This window comes from Enterobacter cloacae complex sp. GF14B (assembly GCF_004136805.1).
Classification (GTDB): domain Bacteria; phylum Pseudomonadota; class Gammaproteobacteria; order Enterobacterales; family Enterobacteriaceae; genus Enterobacter; species Enterobacter hormaechei_C.
In genome coordinates, this window is record NZ_QFRV01000236.1 from 1 (window position 1) to 1,763 (window position 1,763).

General features: G+C 42.2%; 1 protein-coding gene. It reads right to left on the bottom strand.

Features of this window, described 5'->3' with window-relative positions; genetic code table 11:
• Positions 1–929 precede the first annotated feature (929 nt).
• Positions 930–1,763 (bottom strand): hypothetical protein (locus tag DD606_RS26060; protein WP_176691488.1); only part of this gene is annotated, 834 nt, incomplete at its 5' end.

Here is a 1,763-nt window from a genome sequence, read left to right on the forward strand (position 1 = left end):
ATTCTTATTGGTTTCTTTTATTAAATGTTTTTAAATTAATTAAACTAGATTTACTCTAGCCTAATTCTCATTGGTCCACTTCAAGGGTCTTCCAATAGGAATTGGGCATACCTTGTGGGCATCTGGCCTAGGGAGCTGACATGTGTCCCTCATTCCCTTTGTGTAAAGGGAGCCTGTGTGTGTGTGTGTGTGTGGCTTTCTCTCTCATCCCCTACCTTTAGGGCTCGCCCCCTCCCATGTAGGGATGTGCAAAGACTTTTAGGGCACACACAAAGCATCCAATTTTCCCTAGGGTTGACCTTTGGACACAACCTTTGAATTTTGGAACCTTAGCATTTTGGAAGTCTTAATGGGCTGAACCTTAGGGTCTTTTTAGCCCATTGTTGCACATGGCTCTTTTGCAGATGGCCCCCCCTTTGGATCCCTATTTTCCCTCCTTTGGATCCCTACTGTGGCCGGTCTGCTAGCTTAACCAATATTCTAGCTTTTTCTCCCCTGGCACTTCCCCACATTAAATGATCAGTTTAATATGAGAAAATCATTTAGGAGAATTAGATATTGATTATTATGACATTACCTCTCTCTTGAAATCATAGTCGTCCTCGACTATGGTGTAGAGAAGATAAAGCATGTTCATGAGTCCTTTTCTTAGCGGGTAGAGGATCCCTATGTTACCCTACGACATCATTCCACAATGGATGACTAGTCCATTTGGCGCTTGAGAGCCTGAGGCTGCCGCAAGCATGTCTGCACATTAGTCCTATCAGTCTTCCATAGTAGAGTGACAAGCTCTACTTGGTGTTTGGGAGACGTCGTCTCCGCAAACTTGATCTAAGCATGCATACTACTTCATTTTTGTGCACAAATAAAGAAAAAGAGAGTCTTATAAGACAAAAACTTTGTTCATTTTTAACATTTTGTACATTTGCTTACTCTTGGGAAGCATTGTAAGCATTGACAAGGTTTAGGTTATCCTTTAATTGTATGCCTTGCATCCATCTAGCATCTTCAAAAGGATAATTCTTAAACTTAATAAGATATCGTCGGATAGTCTTACCGCCTCTTAATACCTTGTCTTCATGTCGGAGAATGGACTCGGGCTGCAACACCTCTTCTTGGTCCTCGATCTCCGGTGGGTCTTCAATAGTTGGTTCTTGAGGTGGCTCTCCTTTGTAAGGCTTTAGTAGGCTCACATGGAAAGCATTGTGTATGAGCCAATGGCTGGGCAACTTGAGTTGATAGGCCATCTCATTGATTGGCCTAAGAATCTGGAAGGGACCATAGTACCTTTTTGCTAACTTAGCATAGTACTTTTGGTGTCCCGTAGGATTCTTGCCCATCGTGTGCCTTAATCGAGCCTTGGGAAATTTTAACAAGACCCAATCGTTTTCTTTAAAGGCTTGGGCTCTTCTGTGCTTATCAGCAGTAGCCTTTTGCCTTTGCTGTGAGATAGAGATAGCATCCTTAATCTTTTGGAAAGATTCTTGTAGGTCTCGGCTATACTCATCTGCAGCGAAGATCTTCCCATGTACCTTAAGTAGCAGGGGACTTTTTGATCTTCCCTCAATTACCTCAAAAGGTGCTTTTCCCGTGGATGTATATATTGTGCTATTGTAAGCATACTTCACTAAAGGTAAGTACTTCTCCCATTGAGACCTTTGATCTACTTCAGTGACATAAGCTTTTAGTTTGGTCGAAGAGAAATTTAGCCTTGTACCTAAATTCTCAAAGAGACCCTTCCAGAATCTGCTGGTCATTCTAGG